The sequence below is a fragment of the Helicobacter bilis ATCC 51630 genome (assembly GCF_000686565.1).
GTDB lineage: Bacteria > Campylobacterota > Campylobacteria > Campylobacterales > Helicobacteraceae > Helicobacter_A > Helicobacter_A bilis.
This window is the reverse complement of the sequence record NZ_JMKW01000049.1, coordinates 1-15,875: the sequence shown is the minus strand read 5'-3', so window position 1 is coordinate 15,875 and position 15,875 is coordinate 1. Positions and strand designations below refer to the sequence as shown.

16 protein-coding genes and 1 pseudogene are annotated in these 15,875 nt (G+C 34.4%); 11 read left to right on the top strand and 6 right to left on the bottom strand.

Annotated features, from left to right (window positions below):
* Positions 1 to 69 precede the first annotated feature (69 nt).
* Positions 70 to 627 carry a hypothetical protein gene (locus T368_RS0109070; RefSeq protein WP_004087274.1) on the bottom strand — a complete coding sequence of 186 codons (558 nt, stop codon included), beginning with the start codon at positions 625 to 627 and terminating at the stop codon, positions 70 to 72.
* Between the two features lie 117 nt (positions 628 to 744).
* Here T368_RS0109070 and T368_RS0109065 point away from each other — a divergent pair, with 117 nt between their 5' ends.
* A complete protein-coding gene (locus T368_RS0109065; protein WP_004087273.1) occupies positions 745 to 1,020 on the top strand; it encodes an EscU/YscU/HrcU family type III secretion system export apparatus switch protein in 276 nt (91 codons plus the stop codon).
* Positions 1,021 to 1,744: 724 nt separating this feature from the next.
* On the opposite strand, the gene T368_RS15585 is transcribed toward T368_RS0109065, so the two are convergent.
* Positions 1,745 to 1,927 (bottom strand): hypothetical protein, encoded by a 183-nt coding sequence (locus T368_RS15585; RefSeq protein ID WP_138160910.1) that lies wholly within the window; start codon positions 1,925 to 1,927, stop codon positions 1,745 to 1,747.
* A 100-nt stretch (positions 1,928 to 2,027) separates the two neighbouring features.
* Between T368_RS15585 and T368_RS15580 the strand changes: the two genes are divergently transcribed.
* The 6 genes and pseudogenes from T368_RS15580 to T368_RS13765 all read left to right on the top strand — a co-directional run.
* A complete protein-coding gene (locus T368_RS15580) occupies positions 2,028 to 2,336 on the top strand; it encodes a hypothetical protein (RefSeq protein WP_138184058.1) in 309 nt (102 codons plus the stop codon).
* 11 nt (positions 2,337 to 2,347) lie between these two features.
* Positions 2,348 to 2,695: a hydrogenase/urease nickel incorporation protein HypA gene (gene hypA, locus T368_RS0109055; protein ID WP_004087271.1), complete on the top strand. Its 348-nt coding sequence runs from the start codon at positions 2,348 to 2,350 to the stop codon at positions 2,693 to 2,695.
* Positions 2,696 to 2,719: 24 nt separating this feature from the next.
* Positions 2,720 to 3,700, top strand: a complete 981-nt coding sequence (mua, locus tag T368_RS0109050) for a nickel-binding protein Mua (protein WP_004087270.1) — start codon at positions 2,720 to 2,722, stop codon at positions 3,698 to 3,700.
* 199 nt (positions 3,701 to 3,899) lie between these two features.
* Positions 3,900 to 4,682: a type II restriction enzyme gene (locus tag T368_RS0109040; protein ID WP_004087269.1), complete on the top strand. Its 783-nt coding sequence runs from the start codon at positions 3,900 to 3,902 to the stop codon at positions 4,680 to 4,682.
* Positions 4,683 to 4,685: 3 nt separating this feature from the next.
* Positions 4,686 to 5,483, top strand: a complete 798-nt coding sequence (locus T368_RS0109035) for a DNA-methyltransferase (RefSeq protein ID WP_004087268.1) — start codon at positions 4,686 to 4,688, stop codon at positions 5,481 to 5,483.
* Between the two features lie 25 nt (positions 5,484 to 5,508).
* Positions 5,509 to 5,871: pseudogene (locus T368_RS13765) on the top strand (DNA methyltransferase); the annotation flags it as partial.
* A 24-nt stretch (positions 5,872 to 5,895) separates the two neighbouring features.
* Here the strand turns inward: T368_RS13765 and T368_RS0109025 are convergent.
* Positions 5,896 to 6,813 (bottom strand): hypothetical protein, encoded by a 918-nt coding sequence (locus tag T368_RS0109025; protein WP_004087264.1) that lies wholly within the window; start codon positions 6,811 to 6,813, stop codon positions 5,896 to 5,898.
* 362 nt (positions 6,814 to 7,175) lie between these two features.
* Positions 7,176 to 7,313 carry a hypothetical protein gene (locus tag T368_RS17420; RefSeq protein WP_004087262.1) on the bottom strand — a complete coding sequence of 46 codons (138 nt, stop codon included), beginning with the start codon at positions 7,311 to 7,313 and terminating at the stop codon, positions 7,176 to 7,178.
* Between the two features lie 122 nt (positions 7,314 to 7,435).
* On the opposite strand from T368_RS17420, the gene T368_RS0109015 reads away from it, so the two are divergent.
* Complete coding sequence (locus T368_RS0109015) at positions 7,436 to 8,845, top strand: Mur ligase family protein (protein WP_004087260.1); 1,410 nt, start codon at positions 7,436 to 7,438, stop codon at positions 8,843 to 8,845.
* A 164-nt stretch (positions 8,846 to 9,009) separates the two neighbouring features.
* Entirely contained in the window at positions 9,010 to 10,197 is a 1,188-nt protein-coding gene (locus T368_RS0109010) for a cation diffusion facilitator family transporter (protein ID WP_004087258.1), read from the top strand.
* 136 nt (positions 10,198 to 10,333) lie between these two features.
* On the opposite strand, the gene T368_RS0109005 is transcribed toward T368_RS0109010, so the two are convergent.
* Positions 10,334 to 13,411: a type I restriction endonuclease subunit R gene (locus tag T368_RS0109005; protein ID WP_004087256.1), complete on the bottom strand. Its 3,078-nt coding sequence runs from the start codon at positions 13,409 to 13,411 to the stop codon at positions 10,334 to 10,336.
* A gap of 165 nt (positions 13,412 to 13,576) precedes the next feature.
* Between T368_RS0109005 and T368_RS0109000 the strand changes: the two genes are divergently transcribed.
* Positions 13,577 to 14,698 (top strand): ImmA/IrrE family metallo-endopeptidase, encoded by a 1,122-nt coding sequence (locus tag T368_RS0109000; protein WP_004087255.1) that lies wholly within the window; start codon positions 13,577 to 13,579, stop codon positions 14,696 to 14,698.
* On the top strand, positions 14,695 to 15,192 hold the full coding sequence (locus tag T368_RS0108995; RefSeq protein WP_004087254.1) for a DUF4411 family protein: 498 nt from the start codon (positions 14,695 to 14,697) through the stop codon (positions 15,190 to 15,192). Before T368_RS0109000 ends, T368_RS0108995 begins: the two co-directional genes overlap by 4 nt.
* A gap of 44 nt (positions 15,193 to 15,236) precedes the next feature.
* Here T368_RS0108995 and T368_RS0108990 read toward each other — a convergent pair.
* Positions 15,237 to 15,875 (bottom strand): restriction endonuclease subunit S (locus T368_RS0108990; RefSeq protein WP_027338445.1); only part of this gene is annotated, 639 nt, incomplete at its 5' end.

Sequence of the window (15,875 nt, the reverse complement as noted above, 5' to 3'; positions counted from 1 at the left end):
TTGTTTGCATACTAAGAGCCAAACATAAAAGCATATGTAAGCCTTTGCATACACATAACACATACATATTTAAAACCTTAATGTATCGCTGTCATCAGTAGGATTAAACAAATACAAATCACTATTATTTACTACTTGTTGCAAGGTGTTCTCATGTGCTAATTTGTCTATATAATCAGCCCAAAATTGCATTAATTCTAGTCTTTCTTGCATTCTTTCGCTATGGTTATAACTTTGTATTACCATATTGCCGACGCTATGGGCTAAGCACATTTCAATAATTGTGAAATCTAGCTTATGCTTAGGTGTTAAATCATATAATATTGTTGAGAATGTAGAGCGGATTCTATGTGGTGTGTTTAGTTTGTGTATGTTTAGATACTCTTTACAAGTGCGATATAAAAGCGTGTTGTTAAGTGCATTATCTACCGACTTTTTATATTTATCTTTTATATCGTTGTCTTTTTTGTAAGCATATATAAAGGTGTTAATATGTGCATAGAATATTTTATGCTTTTTAGCTAACCTTGATTTTGTATTTCTAGTGATTAAGCCTTGTTTTTCTAACTCTAAATATTCATTACATGCCTTTAATGTTTGTTTTTGTATTCTTGTCTTATCACTCAATGCCTTTGAAAAGTTTTTTAGGGCTTAGGCATTATGTTTAAGTAAAAAATAAACCACAAGTATCTATAAAAGCAGTAAATTCGTCGATTTAATGTATCATTTTAGAAAGGATTATGCATGAAAAAAAAGGCTGCGGCTCTTGCCTATGAGGAATATAAAGATCATGCTCCACGCATTGTTGCAAGTGGGCAGGGGAAAATCGCAGAGGCGATTATTGCCAAAGCGCAGGAATATCAAGTGCCACTTTTTTGCAATGCCGAACTTGTTGATTCTCTTATAAAAATGGAAGTGAATAGTAATGTGCCTGAAGCATTGTATCAAGCCGTTGTAGATGTGTTTATATGGCTACAAAATGCAGAAAATACCGCACATATTAGTAAAAAATTAGAGTAAATGTAATCATGCTTACAAATTCTTTCTGCATAGATTCTCACTTGGAATTATGTCTTATAATTCACCGGTAAAATGCTCTTAAAATTCTCCCACAATACACAATTCACACAGAATCTATTCCTACATTTCTAGCATTATTTATTGCAATATATACATAAAATAGTCTATGGGGTTAGACTAGATTTTAAAGGCTTTTTATACGCTCTATCACTAAGACCATAAGGCGCCGAGAAGAAATTTTACACTCACAATAAAATGCACTTACCCATTTAATCACTAATTATTTTAATTTACTTCATACAAATTATAATATTGTACGCAAGCATATAATTTTAATTTTTTCCAGCTAATTCTCACTAACCTACATAACAAGAGAAAATATCGGTTTTTGAGGATTTAGAAGCTGATAAATTACAATTAAAATGAGTGGGTATTTTGCCAAGCCCATCTTTTATTTCAGCTTAGAGTATATAAAACGACTTGACAATGAAAAAAATGTCGGTTAAAATTTTAGAGCAGTTTAGAAATTAGTAAGTGCATCTTAAACCCTGCAGGCCATTCAAAAAATAAAAAATCTAAATTCTATCAAGGATACATATGAAAGCTAAACGCCAAAGCGAGTGGCAGAAAGGCTAGATTCCATAGTTATATAATCTATATCATATAGTTTAGAATCTTATCTTAAATTAAAAGCATTAAGCATGTAAAGGCAGACAATGATTTATTATTCACTTTTTACATATTCTCTTATGTGTGCAGCAATAGCCCTTGGCATACTCTCTTTTGTGCGGCTTTTTTTTGGCACATTTTTACAGCCATTTACGCGTGGAGTAATTAGCCTATTTGCGTTTATACTAAGCATGATTCCCATACACCATATAAGCTTTTCCATGCTTCTTTGTAGCATATTTGATACACCTAGCTTTTTATTGTTTTTTATTTGCCTTTTTTCTATTGTTAGGACATTTGTTAATCAAATAGGTTTTACAATAAGTTATCGCGGTTTCTTGTTTTTAGCTATTTTGTGGTTATTATTCGCAGGTAATGCTTTTGGGATCTTTGATTGGGCGTATGGACCCTTAGGATATAAAATCCTGCTTATTTCTTGTGTGATTGCAATTTGCTATTGCATTGATAGAATTTGTGCGGTCTTTATGCTTATGGCTTTTAGCTTGTGGTTACCATTTGCAAATACGCTAGATTTATATAATGCAGTATTTGATAGCAATGTAGCATTATTTGGTTGGCTTATGCAAAGTATGCCGCTTTTTAAAAATAATTTTCATGTAGCATTATTAAAACCAAAGATAAAATAATAAGGAAAAATATGCATGAATATTCCATTGTAGCTTCACTTCTTGATCTTTGCTTGACACATTTACAAGAGCATAATGCAGCAAAGGTGCAAAATATCGTTGTAAGTGTGGGTGAGCGTTCAAACATTGATAAAAGCTTATTACAAAGTGCTTTTGAAGTCTTGCAGACAGAATATGATTCTATAAAAGATGCAACATTAACGCTTACAACAGAAAAGATTTTGCTAGAATGCAAGGATTGTAAAAGCACTTTTCATAGCCTAGATAATCCAGCCTGTCCAAAATGTAACAGCAAAAATACACATATCACGCAAGGGCGAGATATAAGGCTTGAGAGCCTAAGCCTTGAAGCAGATTGAAATTAACTACATAAGGAGTAACACTTGAGTTTGCAAGAAGATGAAAAAGAAGTATTAGCACATATCGTGCAGAATATCGATGAGCAAGAGATTTTCCTTGAGTTTGTTGCTAAGGCTGAAACGATCAAGGAAGCATGGCAGATTGCTAAAATCTTTGAGAGTAAGAAAAAAGAATTTATAGAGAGTATGCAGGAATATGAGATTCTCATTAAAGCAAAAGAAAAGCAATTAAAGAATCTAAACGCAGAGATTACCGAAGCAAACAATCTATTAAAAGATGCAAACATAGAGTTAGCAAATATAAAAACTGAAATTGAAGAAATGCAAAACAAAGCTCAACTCTATAAAAATAAGATCATGCAAAACAAACAAGCAGAAAGTATGGAATCTTTTGATACACAAGCAAGTTTTGCTTTAACTAAAGATGATGATTCTAATCCACTTGATTTTAGTGGCATAATCGCTGAATTTCAACCGCTAAATGTGGTAAGCGTGCATGTAAAAAATGGAGCGACCGCTATGGCAAGGGCAGCACAGATAATCTATCCACAAGAATTGCATGATGTATATCTTAAAGCTGCTAAGCGATTATTTCGCTTAAAAGATAAGATTAGTGAGCTTGAGCTAAAAAATGAAAAATTGCATATAGAACTTAGAGATTTAACAGAAGAAGATAATTTTAAAGAGCAAATGCGAAGTAAGATAAATGATATAGATGATGAGTATATATCCATTGGCACACCCAAAACACTAAGTCAATCAAGCAATATTTTAAGCGGTATGTCAAGTAAGACAACCATTAAGGAAACAACCCGTAAAGAAACAATTTTAGATAAAAATAACCTTGATGAAGAAACACAGGCTGATAGAATAGCACGCATTGACAAAAAGAAAGAAAGGGTAGAAGAGATGTTAAGTCAGCTATCAAGTGTTTTACGAGAAGAAGGTGTTGGTCAAAAGAGTGCTGATGAGTTTTTAGAGGCATTTAAAGCAAGAAGTAAATGAGAAACTAAAATAAGTGATTGAAGGCTGTATAATAATATTTTAAAAATATTTGGGAAAGTGAATCTAAACGCACAACACATAAGGAATAATTGTGAAAAATACATTGTCATTTGAGTCTTTTCTAAGCACACTTATGGCTACAAATAGAGATATGGGCTTTTTTTGTGGATTGAAAAATATTTAAAAACGGAGTATGAAAATGAATAAAAATAGTAAAAGTAAAAAGCACTTGGTTTTGGAGGCTTTGTATCAGCATTGTAAGGAGCAAGATGATTTGAGATTCCATAATGATTTAGTTAAAGAAGTATCTCAACAATCTAGTTTTGGTAATCCATTTGATGCTACAAAATTAGATTCTAGCGAAAAACTACCACAAAGTTTTATTGATGAAAATATTTGTATTTTGCATTTAGGTGGCGGCTATCATCAGTTTATAAAGGGTATTGATAAGCTTTATCACCCTTTTGAAGCTTTACAAAAAAGCATAAGTTGGCAATACAAGAAAAGTCTTTTAAATGAATACAATGATAGTGAAAGTAATATCTTAAGTGTGGCAAATAATCAAAGGATATTACATCATTTTTTGTTTGGAGAGGATTTAGAATTTGAAAATTTAAGTATAGAAAATCGCCCCAAAACTTACTTCCCTCACCGCACAAAAACGACTTTAAATTATTTCTTTGATACACAAGAGATAGAGGCAAAAAATCAGCAAATAGAGATTGATTTAACCTTAGAGTTTAACGGCGTGATTGGAATCTTTGAGGCAAAAAATGGAGAACCTAAAGATTTTAATATTTATCAAATTTATCATCCATTTTTGTATTACTATAACTCTGGGCTTAATTTTAAGAGAATTATTTGTGTGTATTTAGTGCGAAAAGATTCTAGTTTAAAACTTTGGGCTTATACTTTTAGTGAGCCTTTGCGTTTAGATTCTATTAAATTTTTAAAATCGTGTGAATATGTTTTGGTAAGGTAATAAATGAAACTCAATAGACTTTATAATGATGATGTGCTAAAAGTGCTAAGAACCCTGCCAGATTCTAGTTTAGATATGGTGTATGGGGACCCAGATTATAATGTAGGCATTAATTATAATGGCTCAAAATATACGCAAAAATGGGAGGATTATATAGAATGGTATTGTGAATTGGCAATAGAATCTATGCGTGTATTAAAGCCTAGTGGAAATTTATTTATGATGAATTATCCTAAGCAAAATGCGTATTTGCGTGTAAAATGCTTAGATTCTATTGCTTATGATGTGCAAGAATATGTATGGGTGTATAATACAAATGTTGGACATAGCAAAAGGCGTTTTACTACCGCTCACAGAAGCATACTTCACGCTACAAAAACAAAGGATAATCATTTTTATAAAGACAATATTGCCTTGCCTTATCAAAATCCTACCGATAAGAGAATCTTACAAAGATTAAAAGACGGACATAAGGGCAGAATGCCTTATTCTTGGTTTTATTTTGATTTGGTTAAAAATGTGAGTAAGGATAAGACTTTTCATTCCTGTCAAATCCCTTTAGGCTTGGTTGAAATGCTGATAAAATCTTGCACGAATGAGGGGGATTCTGTATTTATCCTTTTTGGTGGAAGCGGTGGAGAGCTTGTGCTATGTGAGAAGCTAAAGCGACAATGGCTAAGTTGTGAGCTGCATAAGCCATATTATGAAATGATCCTTGATAGACTAGCAAATCAAGGAAAAATCAAAAATGAATTTAAGTTGCAAATTTCACAAAATCGCAATAAAGCTTCTTTGTTTTGAAGACAACCATCGTTTTTGAGCTTAGATTCTAAAAAAGCTAAACAATGATAAGCAAATGCGTGATGTGTGGAGCTTCCCAGCGATTGCTCCTTGGGAAAAGACCTTTGGCAAACACCCCACACAAAAGCCCTTAGCCCTTTTGGTGCGACTGCTTTTAATGGCGAGCAATAAAGATTCTATAATCTGTGATCCATTTTCAGGCTCTAGCACCACAGGGATTGCAGCAAATCTTTTGGGTAGGCAGTTTGTAGGTATTGAGAGAGAATCTAGCTTTATAAATTTAAGTATAAAACGCAAGGGGGAGTTAGATTCTAAATTTAAAGAATTGGAATCTAAACTCAACGATTTAAAGCTCTTAAACACAATTTTACAAAGTAACTTGACTTAGAATCTAGCTAGATTCTAATGCTTTTTACTTATCTTTTGGTGGATTATCATCGTGGATTTTTTCTGGCTTGCTAGGCACTATGCTCGCATCATCGCCTAGCTCTTTTGGCTCTGGCATTCTGCCATTATCAAGGTGGCTAAGTAATGCCTTTTTAAACGCTAAAGTAGAATCCACTTTATAGTATTTTCCGCCACTATCCCTGCTTAATTCCTGCAAAAACTCCACTTCTTCGCCCAAAGCAAAGCTATGAAACACCACTTGATTGATAACAAGTTCTGGCTTTCCTTTTGTTATATTGTGGTTTAGATTTTTCATTGTTTTTATTAGCAAATCCGCGCGAAATTTATCTAATGGCGTAGGATTGCCTCCAAAAATGCAAAGCTCTTTTGCTAACCCATTATCCTTAGTAAAATACTTCATACTCTCAATCATTGCGTCATTTAGCAAATAGAGATTTTCTAAATTCATAGGGATATTTTGGACACTTTTGGTAAATATCTTATCATCATAAAAAGGACCTAAAATATTGATTTTTTCGCTTTTATAGTCATTCACCACTGCCTTTGTGAAGAAATCAGGCTTATAAATTCGCTTTGCAATATAGGGGGCGATTTCCTTGAAAGCCTTAATATAGGGGTGCAAACTAAAAGTGTTGCAATACACAAAGCCCATTTCCTTATAAGGCTTTTCACGCAAATAGATTCCAAAATCAGCATTTTTTTGCGAGAAATTTACTAGGATAAAGCTTGTCTTTTTACACACAGAAGTGATACACAAAAGCCCCGCCCCACTCGTATCAAGGCTATATATAAACTGCTTATCATCACTCATATAGCTCCCATCTTTTTGCAAGATTCCACCATTTAGGATTCTATCTGCAAAACAAATCCTTTTATCCGTGCTAGAAGATTGGATACTCTGTCCATCTTTAGCATAAATCACGCCTTGTTGATTGATTTTATTTGCGATACTATCAATATAAAGCGTATTTGCAAATCGAATATTTAGGCTTTCGTTATCATTTAGATCGGCTCCAAACTCTTCTTTAAAGGTTTGAGAAATCTTAAATGTGCTATGGCATAAAAAGCAGAATCTAAGATAATCTGTGAGAATAATATTTGAGCTTAGGCGGAAGTATTTTTTGATCTGATCACTTTGTGCGATTTCATCTAAAGGGGCATTTATGCGTTTGTTTTCAATATAGCCAAGTGTAAGAGAATCTTTTGTGATTAAAAAATCTGGCGCGCCCCTGCCTTCTTTATCATTATTTGGCTCGTGGGTTATATAAATATTGTTTTTAGATTCTAGGGAGCTAGATTTACCCCCCCCCCCCCATTAATTGCAGTTAGAAAATTGTATAAATGTGGGCGATAAGTGTGTTCTTTATCACTTTCCTTTATATCTTTTATTGCTAGTAAATAAGCTTTTAAAATCTCTTGCATTATATCCCTTTTTTAAAGTTAGATTCTATAATGCTTTTGTGAAAATTGCAAGAGTATTTTATGTATTAGGCAACGCTTAGATTTGCTATAATTGCAAAAACTTAACGCATTAAGGGTAGGGTATGTATATTAACATTCTAGGTTATGGTATCACTAATAAAGCATTAGTTACACTTTTAAATAAGCACAATATAATCTGTCATATCTATGATGATAGGTATGAAAATGATGAGATAGATTCTATGGGGAATAGTTGCCAGTCATTTAAAAAAGTAGCGACACTTCGCACAAAAAATCCAAATGGTGATACAAATTTAGCAATTATTAGTCCGGGGATAGCCCCCGATTCTACTTTTCTTAGCTATTTTAAGAATATTATGAGTGAATATGACTTTATTTTTCATATAAAAAAGGGGATATATAGCATTTGGATAAGCGGGACAAATGGCAAGACAACGACAACAGAAATGCTATCATGTATGTTACATGCAAAGAGTGGTGGCAATATCGGCACACCCCTTGCGACACTTTTTATGCAGGACTTTAACGACACACAGATTGATGTAGCACAATGCAATAGAGTGCAAAATCAAGTCTATGATGTGGTATCAAGGCAAGATTCTAACGCTATATGGGTGCTTGAGACAAGCTCATTTACTCTGCATTACACACATTACGCCTTGCCTAATATCTATATTTTATTACCTTTAAGTCAAGATCATATAAGTTGGCATGGCGGATTTGAATCCTATATTGCCGATAAATTAAAACCGCTTAAATACATCAATGACGCAAAAGACCCAAGCAAGCATTACGCCCTTATCCCGCAAGAACTCATGCAATATGAAGTAGCAAAAGATATTATAAACAACACAAAAGCAAATGTTATGCTTTATACAGATTCTAATATGCTTTACTCTTATTTGCAATGTGAAAAGAAGTATGCTGAATGCTTTAAAGAGCCTTTTAGGCTAGATTTTCTCGTGGCTGCTAGTGGTATGCGTTTTGGCAATATTGACTTTAAAATAAATAATATTTTAGAGTATAAAATCGGTGCATATCGTATGGAGGAACACAAAAGACAAGGCTTACTTTTTATAAATGATTCTAAAGCGACAAATCCACATGCAGCCCTTTCTGCATTGCATACTTATAAGCAGTATAGAATCTATCTTATTTTAGGGGGAGATTCTAAAGGGGCAGAGATGGGTATGCTATATCCATTTTTGCAAGAAAATGGGGTAAAAGTCTTTAGCATAGGAAAAGATGGGGGGAAAATCGCAAGTGAATGCAAGGCAAAAAATATATGGGTAAAAGAGTGCGTAAGTCTAGATAAAGCTATGGAATCTATCTATTCTAAGTTGCGTGAAGACTACTTGCTAGATTCTATAAAAGATATAGAAACATGCTGTAATGATACAAATAAGCCCATTGTTATGCTATCCCCTGCATGTGCTAGTTTGGATCAGTATTCATCATATAAGGAAAGGGGTGATAGCTTTAACATGCTGATAGAAAAGGTGTTTGGGTAGAGTGGGTAATATAAGCTGGTTTAAGCGTTTGTGTTTTACTTTACATTACGTGATATAGCATAAAATCTAATGGGTTACAAAAATTATAAAATATTAAATCTCATATTTAGCTATAATCTCAAGTTAGCTAAAACTACATAAATACAGAATCTAAAAGGCTACAAATGACTACACAGCAAGATACGACATACAACCGCCGCTCTTATGGCACAAGTGTGCGGAAAAGCAAACAAGATTCTAAGCGAGATTTAGAATCTAAACAACCTTTAGAAAAGCAACCTTTAGAATCTAACACAGCACAACCTAACCCCACAAACCCCATAGAATCTAGCGTAGATTCTACCCTTATGGATTCTAACCACACAGAATCTAATCACCCCGCAACACAGAATCAAGACAAGCATAAAGCACAGATTCTAGCCTTAAAACACGCCCTTAAGACAGATTCTAAAAAAGCGGCACAAAAAGAGCAGTTTGTCCTTAAAGTCTCAATGTATAGTGCATTAATCCTAGCGATTTTTGGCATTAGCTTTGGAATCTTTGTAAAATCTATGGCGGTGATTTTTGATGGTTTTGTAGCGTTAATTAGCGTGGGGCTTGGGGCTTTAAGCGTGATTACTTCTCGCTACATTTACAAGGAAGATGATGACATTTTTCAATACGGCTATGTCCGCTTTGAGCCGATGGTAAATCTCTTTAAATCCCTTGTGCTAGTCTTTGTGTGCGTGTATGCTTTTATCAATGCCCTGCAAAGTATCATTCACGGCGGCTATGCAGTGGAGCTTGGCGGGGCGGTGGCGTATAGTCTGTGTGCGTTTGTGTTTTGTGCGATTTTGTTTATTTATACGCTGTTTTATACGCGACTTTTAGAATCTGATTTGATTAAAGTGGATAATACGGAGTGGAAGATTGACTGCGTGCTGTATTTGGGGGCGTTGGGGGCTTTTGGTGTGATTTATTTTGTGCTTAGTCCTAAGAGTGCTTTGGCGATGTATGTTGATCCCTTGCTTTTAGCAGTGCTATCGTTAATGCTGTGTGTCTCGCCTATCCGCATAGCCATTGCGAATTTTAAAGATTTGATTATGGTTGCCCCAAGTGAGATTGATACTAAAATCACGCAAATTATGGAATCTTTGAGTAAAGATTTTGGCTTTAGCGATTATGATACGCACGTGGCGAAATCGGGGCGATTCTATATGGTGGAGGTCAATATCTTAATAGATAAAAATTGCAAGATTAGTTCAGTAGCGGAGTTTGATTGCGTGCGAGATAGGATTGAAAAATCCCTTGATATTCCAAGCTATAAGATTTGGCTATCTGTAAGCTTTACAGGGAATGCGAAGTGGTTGTAGGGTGCAAAAATTTAGCTTATTTGATGGCAAAGATTCTAAATGCAAAGCTTTGGAATACAATCTAAATCAAGCAATAGAATCTGCCCCTTAGCTCTACTTGCTCTATATTCGTTAGCTAACCTTTGCTTATATGTGATTATTTCTCCCCAACAAGCTCTTGTGCGATAAGCTCGGCTTGTTTGATGGCATTATCTACGCCTAGCTGTATGCTATTTGGCGGATAGCCGTATTTCTTTAGCACCTTTTTTACCGCAAGTCTAAGCTCTGCTCTCACACTCTCACGCAAAGTCCAATCAAGCGTAGCATTCTCTTTAATCGTAAAAAATACCGCTTTGCTTAGCTCACGCAGTTTTTCTACGCCCATAATCTCTTCTACTTCTTTAAACTCGCTCAATGCTTCATAAAAGGCGTATTCATAATCGCTTAAGCCTGAATCCTGCTTTTTCTCATCACTTGCGATGAGTTCTTGGCTTAGCTCTATTAGCTCTTCAATGACTTTTGCGGCGTCTATGAGTTTATTTTGATATTGCATTAGAATCTGATGAAGTTTTTCATACAAACCTTTGCTTTTTAGCTCTTTTGGGAGTCGTGCTTGTAACTCATCATTTAAGAGTTTGCGTAAAGTCTCTAGTGCGATGTGTGGATATTTATAATGTCTCATACCCTCTAAAAACTCATTTGAAAGGATAGAGATATTTTCTGTTTTGATTTGACTTTTATCTAAAATATCTATCATACCCTCACTTACCAGCTCTTTGTCAATGACTTGCTTAATAAGGCTTTGTTTGAGTGCATTGTCAGCTTGGGCTTTAGAGTATTCACTCTTTTTAATGCGATTTTTCAGCAACTCAAAAAAGGCAATTTCTTTTGAAAGCTTTTGTATCTCATCATTTGGTAGCACCATAATGTAAGCTTTCACAAGCTTTACCACTTCATCTAAAAATCGCTTTTTTAACTCTTCATCACTTAGAATCTTATCTGTGATTTGTGAGAGTAAGTCAATCTTACCCCTTGTGTCTGCTTGAAAATACCCCATATACTCAAAGCCGTGCAACATTTGCTTTAATACTTCGTGCTTTTCATAGACGACTTCTACTAGCTTTTGCTTATCTACAAGGAAGTTTTGCGATTTACCCTGTGTGTAAAACTGCAAGGCTTTTTGAAGCTCTGCCATAATGCCTATATAATCTACAATTAGCCCGGAAGGCTTATCTTTATATACGCGATTTACCCTTGCGATTGCTTGCATAAGGGTGTGTCCCTTCATCGGTTTGTCAATATAGAGTGTATGCAAGGGTGGTGCATCAAAGCCTGTTAGCCACATATCACAAACGATGATAAACTCTAGGCAGTCATTTATATCATTTGCCCTATTTGCGATATGTCTTTGCTCTTCTTTGCTTGTGTGAAACTTTGATAGCTTTGCACCATCACTTGCACTTGAAGTGATGATGACCTTTGCCCTGCCTGTTGTATAATCATCACTATGCAAACTTGGCTCAAGCTCTACTAGCTCATTATACAAATCCACGGCAATTTCTCTGCTAGAACACGCTATCATTGCCTTGCCTTTAAGCTTTTCTTTTCTCGCGTTAAAATGCTCTAAAATGTCTTTGGCAATGTTTTTTAGTCGCTCTTTTGCCCCGATAATATCTTGTAGTTTTAAGAGACTACCTTGCGTGTTATCTGTATCAAAAGATTCTATAAGCTTTTTGCCCTCTTCGCTTAGATGAAGCTTTGCTAAACGACTTTCATAATATAAAGGCAGGGTCGCACCATCATCTACGGCTTTTTGAAAATCATAAATGTCTATATAGTCTCCAAACACATTTCGCGTATTTGCATTATCTTTTTCTATGGGTGTGCCACTAAAGCCTATATAAGTAGCATTTGGCAGGGCATCGCGGACATTTTGTGCGTAACCATAGGCAAGGGATTCACTACGCAGTCTTGCACTAAAGCCATATTGTGTGCGGTGGGCTTCATCGGCAATGACGATAATATCTCCCCTTTGGCTTAAAAGCTCAAAGCGTTCGTTTTCATCTCTAAACTTTTGCATTGTGCTAAAGATTATCCCGCCTTTTCTTTGCGTGAATTTCTCTTTTAAATCCTTTGTGCTTTCACATCGCAAAGGCGTTGTTTGTAAAAGTGTGCTTGACTTTATAAAGGTATTAAATAGCTGATTATCTAAATCCGTCCTATCTGTGAGTAGTAAAAGCGTAGGGTTATTTAGCTCTTTTAGGGCTTTAGCACAGAAAAACACCATTGATAGACTTTTGCCACTGCCTTGAGTGTGCCATACTACACCACCCTTTTTGTTTGTTTCACTGCTTTGCATAGCCTTTCTGGCACTCTCTATTGCCTTATTTACAGCGTAGTATTGATGATATGCGGCGATCTTTTTATTGAGTTTAGATTCTTTATAGCCTTGTGTATCTTGTATGTAGCTTTGCTCATAAGTGATAAAATAGCGTAAGAAATCAAGCAAAACGCAGGGCTTTAATACTTCGCAAATATCCACAACACGCGTATTTTCACTTAGCATATCCCCTTGCCCCTGCCATTTTAGAAAGCGTGTAAAGTCCGCATTCAAACTGCCAAGTTTAGAATCTACCCCATCGCTTATGATACACAACGCATTTGGGATAAACAGCTCTTTTGCCTTTTCTTTATAGGTTTCTATCTGTAAATATGCTTTGTGTAAATCTGCGTTTCTATCAAGGGGATTTTTCAGCTCACATAGCACCAAAGGCACTCCATTGACAAATACAACAACATCACATCGCACAGAATCTTTTGTGCTAAATACAAACTGATTGAGTGCTAAAAAGGCGTTATTTTCTACATTCTCAAAGTCTAGTAACTCTAGGTTAATCCCCCTTTGCTCACTATTTACCATCGCTTCTAGTGTAATGCCATAAGTCAAGTATGCGTGCATTTTCGCATTAGCATTCATTAAGTCTTCTTCATCGCTTAAAGCTAGAATCTTTTTATACGCTTCAAGGGCTAAATGCTCTTTTTGCTCCAAGCTTAGAAAGTCATAATTGCTTTTAGATTCAAAGTTTATACGCATAATAGAATCTAAAAATATCTCTTTTATAATCCATTCATCTTTTTTCCTTGCAACTTCTTTTGCATTTTTGCATTCATAGCCAAAACTCCCCAAAGTCTCCAACATTAGCTCTTCTATGCTCTCTTCGTTAAATTTTGACATTGTTTAGTCCTTTTTTATGTATAAAAATCCATTTGTATGAAATATTATAACAAACATTATTCAGAATAGGCATTCTTCACATTAATCAAAAATAATGTGAAATTAAGTATAATAGCCAACCGATTGTTTAAGTTGTTTAAAAGTTTGAAAGAAAAAAGGAAAGTTGTGATTTTGCATAGTGGGAATAGCGAAATGATGAGAAACATTCCATACCAAGAAAATGATATTATCAAATTCTTTGGCAAAAGAAAGGCTCAAGAATTTCAAAAATTTATCAATCATATTTCAACAACTTTTGAAATCAAAACAGAAAAACTCATAAAATTTGCGAATCATTTCAATATCCCATTTGCCTATCTTTTTTTAAATGAACTTCCAAGAACAGAAGAAATACTACCAGATTTTAGAAGAAACGCTACTGAGTTTAGTCAAAATCTTGAATCTTGCATTGCTTCAAGCAAAAAAAAGCAAGAATGGTTTAGAAATTATCTCATAAGAAATGGACACAACAAATTTTTAGTAAATCAAAATCCTACTTTAGATGGGGAAATTATCCAAACAATTAAAGAAATTACACAATTTGATAGTGCAAAGCACCGACCAAAAGGACAGAGATTTAATTTCCTTAGGGATAATGTTGAGCAATATAATATTATTGTGCAACAAAGTGGAATATCTCAGAATAATACAAGAAAAGCCATCAGCTTTAACGAATGTAGAGGTTATGCTATTTACGATGAGTATGCACCTCTTGTATTCATAAACTCCAAAGATACGAGTGAAAACGGTAAAATCTTTACCCTTTTGCACGAATTAGCACATATTGTGCTTAAACACAGCGGTGTTAGCTCCTATGATTTTGATTCACAAGAAGAATATCGTTGCAACAATATTGCAGGGGAAATTCTAATGCCAAGTAAAATTTTTCAATCAATGTGGAATCGGCAAAATTCCATTCAAGCAAATATCCAAAATTTGCAAAGTAGTTTTAAGTTAGCAAGCCCTTTGGCACTTGCCACAAAAGCACTTTTGCTTAAACTAATAAATGGTGAAACATATCAGGGCTTTAAAAATACAGAGCTAGAACGCCTTGCAAACACAAAATCTTCAAAAAGGTGGGGTAATTATTATACCAACATCATCGTCTCCAATAGTGAAAATTTCACCAAAAGCGTTATTATTGACACGCTTAATGGCTATGAAACTTATAAAGAAGCACTTAATTTACTCAATATCAAGCTTGATAAATTTGATAAACTTGCCAAAAAAGTAAAGGTAATCGAATGAAGCGATATTTGATTGATACAAATATTTTTATAGAATCTGCTTATAGGTTTTACGCCTTTGATATTTGTCCTGGATTTTGGGATTTTTTGGATAAATGCTCTCGGCTAGATTCTGTGAAATCTATTAATAAGGTGTATGATGAAATCACTTCTGCCAACAATGATTTACAAAATTTTAAAGAGCGATTAAAAAGCAGGGGATTTTTCCTACCAATAGAAAACATTACTTCTAAATCTTATGCAGAGATTTCTCAGACATTACTCACAATGCAATATACGCAAAAAGCTATACAAGATTTTTCTAATGGAGCGGATTATTTTCTCATAGCACTTGCCTATCAGGATTCCTACACTATTGTAACTCACGAAGCTAAAGGTGGCAGCAATGCTAAAAATAAGATAAAAATCCCCAATGTTTGCGAAAAGCTTGGTATTTGTTGCAGTGATGTAGCAGAATTTCTAAGACAAGAACAAGCAAAATTTGTATTAGAATAACTAAGATAAAGACTTGTGGCTTATTATGAGAGATTTATTTCTCTCTAAGCAAATATTGCTTTTAATAACATATCCCGCATTGCTTGGAGATTCTGAATCTGCTTACGATTGTTTGTTGTTTTATGGTAAAAATTATCCATTTGCGTATGAAATTTCATCATAATATTTTTTGGTGGTATTAAAATTGGGATTTTATAAAAATAAGACTTTTGAAAAAATTCTCTCGCACTCCCAGAAGCAGTATTTATATTGTTAGCAATAATTTCTTGCATTGCATAGTTTAAATAATACTGGGAAACACTTCCTAATACTCTAAAATTCCACATATTTTGATTTTGAAGGGCGGGCAAAATTTCGCTGGTTACAATAGCATACTTTCCCAAACTTGCTCCAACCATTACAAGCAAAAAATCATTTACTTGCAATAAGTATTTTGAATATTTGTTTTTGTCATTCTCATCGAGATAAACTAAATTGTGATTTTCTACAAAACCATTTTTAAAATTTGTTGTTCTAACAACTGGTATCCCAATCTTTTTATACTCTTCACTCTTAAAAGCAAATCCATTTTTTATTTGACACACTTCACTTAAAGGTTTTTCTTCCCATTCATTGCGCTTTGGATTGTCTATAAAGTAATGGCGAAAAAGGGTAAGGGCTAGAGATTCTAAAGTTTTGTTTTG